This is a genomic window from Mailhella sp. (genome assembly GCF_057866825.1).
Window position 1 is genome coordinate 1 of record NZ_DBMAHT010000118.1, and the last position, 4708, is coordinate 4708.

4 protein-coding genes are annotated in these 4708 nt (G+C 62.9%); all 4 read right to left on the reverse strand.

Annotated elements, in window-relative coordinates; all coding sequences use genetic code 11:
• Positions 1–283: 283 nt before the first annotated feature.
• The 4 genes from mrdA to ACZM96_RS09040 all read right to left on the reverse strand — a co-directional run bounded on the left by mrdA (position 284) and on the right by ACZM96_RS09040 (position 4574).
• A complete protein-coding gene (gene mrdA, locus ACZM96_RS09025; RefSeq protein WP_489488648.1) occupies positions 284–2098 on the reverse strand; it encodes a penicillin-binding protein 2 in 1815 nt (604 codons plus the stop codon).
• A complete protein-coding gene (locus tag ACZM96_RS09030) occupies positions 2073–2549 on the reverse strand; it encodes a hypothetical protein (RefSeq protein ID WP_294488181.1) in 477 nt (158 codons plus the stop codon). The genes mrdA and ACZM96_RS09030 overlap by 26 nt, the downstream gene beginning before the upstream one ends.
• Positions 2546–3469 carry a rod shape-determining protein MreC gene (gene mreC / locus ACZM96_RS09035; RefSeq protein ID WP_489488650.1) on the reverse strand — a complete coding sequence of 308 codons (924 nt, stop codon included), beginning with the start codon at positions 3467–3469 and terminating at the stop codon, positions 2546–2548. Before mreC ends, ACZM96_RS09030 begins: the two co-directional genes overlap by 4 nt.
• 64 nt (positions 3470–3533) lie before the next feature.
• Entirely contained in the window at positions 3534–4574 is a 1041-nt protein-coding gene (locus ACZM96_RS09040; RefSeq protein WP_294446731.1) for a rod shape-determining protein, read from the reverse strand.
• Positions 4575–4708 lie beyond the last annotated feature (134 nt).

Sequence of the window (4708 nt, forward strand, 5' to 3'; positions counted from 1 at the left end):
GGGCTGCTTGACTTGCACGACGGCGGCTGCGTTTAACGCCGGAAATGAATTCCGGCTACTTGCGGCCGTCGGCCGGGCTCCTGACGTCGCCCGGGGCCCCAGAGCGTTGAGAGACGGTTTTCCGGCCTTCACTCTCCCCCTTCGCCCTTTGCTTCGGGCATAATCTTCCCGTTCACCCTGTCCTGCCGATCCGGCGAAGCCGGGAGGCAGAAACAGGGGGGTGCGGGGGGAATTATTTCCCCCGCATGCCTTTCCTGCCTTTCCTCTCTTTCTGCCTTTCCTGCTATTTGCGTTTAGCGGGTTTGGCGTCGGGTTCCGGGGGGAAGAGGATGTTGTAGACGGCCTTGGTGACGGGGCCGGCCACGGCGCCACCGCCGCCGCCGTGTTCGATCATGGTAACGACGACGACGCGTTTGCCGTCCTTTTCGCCCCAGGAGCCTATCCAGGCGTGGTCGCGCTGGCGGAATTCCATTTCGGCGGTCTTCACGCGGCGGTCGCCCTGCATCTTGATCTTGACCACCTGAGCGGTACCTGTTTTGCCGCCTATGGTCATATCCTTTCTTTTCAGCACCTTGGCTGTCGCGCCCGGGGCCTCCACGGTCTGCACCATGGCTTTTTTGATCCATTCGCGGTGGGCGTCGGAAATGGGCGTCTTGCCCGTGACCTCGCGGGGAGCGTCGGCAATGAGCTGCGGCTTGAGAAGATAGCCGCCGTTGATGATGGACGAAAGAAACACCGCGGTCTGGAGCGGGGTCACGAGCACATGGCCCTGCCCGATGGAGGCGTTCACCGTGTCGCCCTGCTGCCAGGCTTCGCCGAAGCGGCGCTTCTTCCATTCGCGGGAGGGCACGAGCCCCGTGGTCTCGTAGGGCAGATCTATGCCGGTCTCGCGGCCGTAGCCGCAGGCGCGGGCAAAGGCTTCCATGTTGTTGATGCCCAGCTTCACCGCCATGCTGTAGAAATACACGTCGCAGGAATAAATGAGCGAATGCTCCATGTCCACGGAGCCGTGCCCGCCGCGCCGCCAGCAGCGGAACGTATGATTGCCGAGCGTGAACTGTCCGGGACAGAACACCTTTTCCTGCGGAGACACGCCGTGCTCAAGCAGCATGCCCACCATCATGAGCTTCCACACCGATCCCGCAGGATAGGCGCTCTGGATGGCGCGGTTCTGGAGCGGAAAACGCGGATCGCTGCGCAGAGCGTTCCAGTCGCGCGCCGAAAGCCCGCCGATGAAAATATTGTTGTCGTAGGCGGGGCGCGTCACCAGCGCGAGCAGCTTGCCGGAATCGGGATCCATGACCACCACGCTGCCCGAATAGTCGCCCATCGCCTCCATGACCGCGTGCTGAAGCCGCGAGTCGATGGACAGAGTCACGTTCTGCCCCATGTGCGGCGACTCTATGAGCGTGCGGCTGAGCGGTCTGCCGAGCACGTCCACTTCCAGTCGGTACAGACCTTTTTGTCCGCGCAGACGCCGTTCCAGCACGCTTTCCAGGCCCTGACGCCCCACCATGTCACCGAGCGAGAGGTCGGGATCTTCGGCCAGTTCCTTTTCACTGGCTTCGGCCACGTAGCCCAGAATATGCGAAAACGCCTCCCCTTCCGGATAGTAGCGCCGAGAATGCGTCACCACGCGCAGACCGGGCCACTTGTAGAGTTCGGCCTCGATGGGCGCCACCTGCTCGAAAGGCATGTCGGTGAGCAGCAGGATGGGGTCAAAACTGCGGCCCTTGCTGCGATCCTGCTCATAGCGCGCGTTGAGGCGATCGAGAGGCACGCCGGTCCAGGCGCTCACCTGCGCGAGCGCCGCCGAGATGTCCGGACAGTATTCCCGCACCAGCGCGAGTCCGTAGGCCGTGCGGTTTTCCGCCACCAGCTCGCCCGACGCATCATAAATTTCACCGCGCGGCGCAAAAATACGTTCGTCGCGCAGGCGGTTTTCCTGCGCCATGCGCACGTAGTCCGCGCCGCGGTGTATCTGCAAATACCAGAAACGCGCGCAGAACAGCGCAAAGAGCAGCACTATGCAGCACTGGAGAAGAAGAAGTCCGCTTTTCGGCGGCTGATATTCATCGTTGCCGGTTTCTATCTTCATGGATCACCTTGCGGCGCAGCGCCGCGGCCACCCACCACACCCACGGCGTGAACAGCGCCTGAAACAGGCATTCGTCCAGAAGCAGCGAGGGATTCCACGGGATGTCCTGAAGCGCGGAAAGCGTGGCGAAAATCAGATAATGCGCGCAGGAAAGCAGTATGCCGAACAGCGTCACAAACAAGAAGCCCGTGCCCTGCAGCAGTCCGCAGCCCACGTGGAACACGATGGCCGCCAGCGCGTACCACAAAAGCGTGCCGCCGAAAGCCATGCTTCCCATGCCTTCCTGAAGCAGCACGAAAAACGCTCCCACGGCCAGCACCTGAGGGAAATTTCTCTCCTGAAGCGCCAGAATGAATCCCGGCAGAAGAAAATCAAGACCGGGCAGCAGGGCCTGAAGCGCAACGCCTATGAACGCATAGCAGAGCCACCAGCCGGCGCTCGCCCAGCTCATTGGGCGCCTCCCGCTTCGGGAGCCGGTTCCTCGGGCTTTTCCAGCACCGGCGTGCGGCGCGTATAAACGGCGTCGCTCTCGGGCGTGATGGAATCGGCCGGACGCTGGAGCAGAAACACTTCCTCAAGTCTGTGGAAATCCACGAGGGGTTCGGCCTGAATTTCGAGCACCGACGCCCCGGAACGCGACGCCCCGCCCGTGGATATGGCCGTCACGCGAGCCACGGGAATGCCCTTGGGATAGCAGGAATCCACGCCGGAGGTGACCAGAAGCTCGCCCACGCGCACGGGAGCGTTCTGACGCACGAAGCGAAGTTCGAGGGGAAGCCCGGGGCCGCCGCCCGAAAGTATGCCCTGCACGCGGCCCTCGGACGTGATGACCGCCACGCGCGAGCCGGTATCGGTAAGAAGCAGCGCCACGGAGGTGCTGGGGCCCGCCTTGAGCACGCGGCCCACCCCGCCCGCCCAGGACGTGACCGGCGTGCCCGGCGCGGCTCCGCTCATGTAGCCGCTCGAAAGCATGATGGTGGAAAGCGCCGCATTGGGGCCCATGCGCCAGGCCAGCACGCGGCTTGCGCGCGCAGGCCACGACGCCGGATACTCAAGGTGCATGAGCCGACGCAGGCGTTCGAGTTCGGCGCGTTCCTCGCTGGTTCCGGCGAGGCGCTGTTCGAGAATGCGGAGCCGTTCGCGCAGCTCGTCGTTCTGACGGCGCACGTCGCGCAGATCGACATAGCTGTTCCACACGTCGGAGAGGGAATCCTCAATGCTGTCGAGGCCGCGCATGATGCCCCCGGTGAATTCGAGTCCCACGGCGGCGCACAGCCTGTCCCACTGTCCGGTGCGCTGATTCCAGGTGTAGATGCCCAGAAAAAGCAGCAGCGTGCAGATGATGAGAAGAATGATGCGTCGGGGCAGCAAGGCGGGGCGACTCCTGCGTTGGGCATGAAATCCCTCCCCCGGTCGGCAGGGGAGGGATCAAGAGCTAGTCTATGCACACCTCGCGCATGGTGCGCATGTTGTCGAGCGCGATGCCCGTGCCCATGACCACGGTGGCGAGGGGATCGTCCACACTGAAGATGGGCAGCGAGGTGTCTTCGCGCAGAAGCTGATCCAGACCGCGCAGCAGCGCGCCGCCGCCGGTGAGCACGATGCCGCGTTCGACGACGTCGGCGGCGAGTTCGGGCGGGGTCTGTTCGAGGGCCTGACGCACGGCCTGCACAATGGCGTCCACCTGCTCGGCGATGGCCTTGCGCACTTCTTCCGAGGTAATGATGATGGTCTGCGGGATGCCCGTGACGAGATCGCGACCCTTGACCTCGATTTCCTTTTCCTCTTCCATGGGATAGGCGGAGGCGATCTGAATCTTGATCTCTTCGGCGGTGGATTCGCCTATGAGCATGTTGTACTTGCGCTTGACGTGGCGGAGAATGGCTTCATCCATCTTGTCGCCGCCCACGCGCACGGAACGGGAATACACGATGCCCGAAAGGGAAATGACCGCCACTTCCGTGGTGCCGCCGCCGATGTCGACCACCATGTTGGCGGTGGGTTCCTGAATGGGAAGATTGGCGCCGATGGCCGCGGCCATGGGTTCCTCAATGAGGAAGACTTCACGGGCGCCGGCGCTGAGCGCGGATTCCTTGACGGCGCGCTTTTCCACCTGGGTGATGCCGGTGGGCACGCAGATCATGATGCGCGGACGCACGAGACGACGCTGATTGTGAACCTTGGAAATAAAATACCGCAGCATGGCTTCCGTCACCTCGAAGTCGGCAATGACGCCGTCCTTCATGGGGCGGATGGCGCGAATGTTGCCGGGAGCGCGACCGAGCATGCGCTTGGCTTCGGAACCGACGGCGAGCACCTGATTGTTGCCGCGGTTGTCTTTCTTGACCGCCACCACCGACGGCTCGCGGAGCACAATGCCCTTGCCCTTGACGTACACGCAGGTGTTTGCGGTGCCGAGGTCAATCGCGAGGTCGTTGGAGAAAATACCGAGTATCATATCAAAAATCTTGGCCATGGGGATTTCTCGCAAGGACGTATGGAGTATGGAATGGGAGGTTCTAGACACAGAAAAGGCGCGCTGTCAATAGTACGCGACCGTCCGGCCCGCCGTCCTCCGAGTGGCGTGGAACGCCTTTCGGAACTAGACAG

What these genes read in the sequence shown, in the direction of transcription:
- mrdA (WP_489488648.1), bottom strand. Translation starts at nt 2,098, where the DNA reads ATGAAGATAGAAACCGGCAACGATGAATATCAGCCGCCGAAAAGCGGA.
- ACZM96_RS09030 (WP_294488181.1), bottom strand. Translation starts at nt 2,549, where the DNA reads ATGAGCTGGGCGAGCGCCGGCTGGTGGCTCTGCTATGCGTTCATAGGC.
- ACZM96_RS09040 (WP_294446731.1), bottom strand. Translation starts at nt 4,574, where the DNA reads ATGGCCAAGATTTTTGATATGATACTCGGTATTTTCTCCAACGACCTC.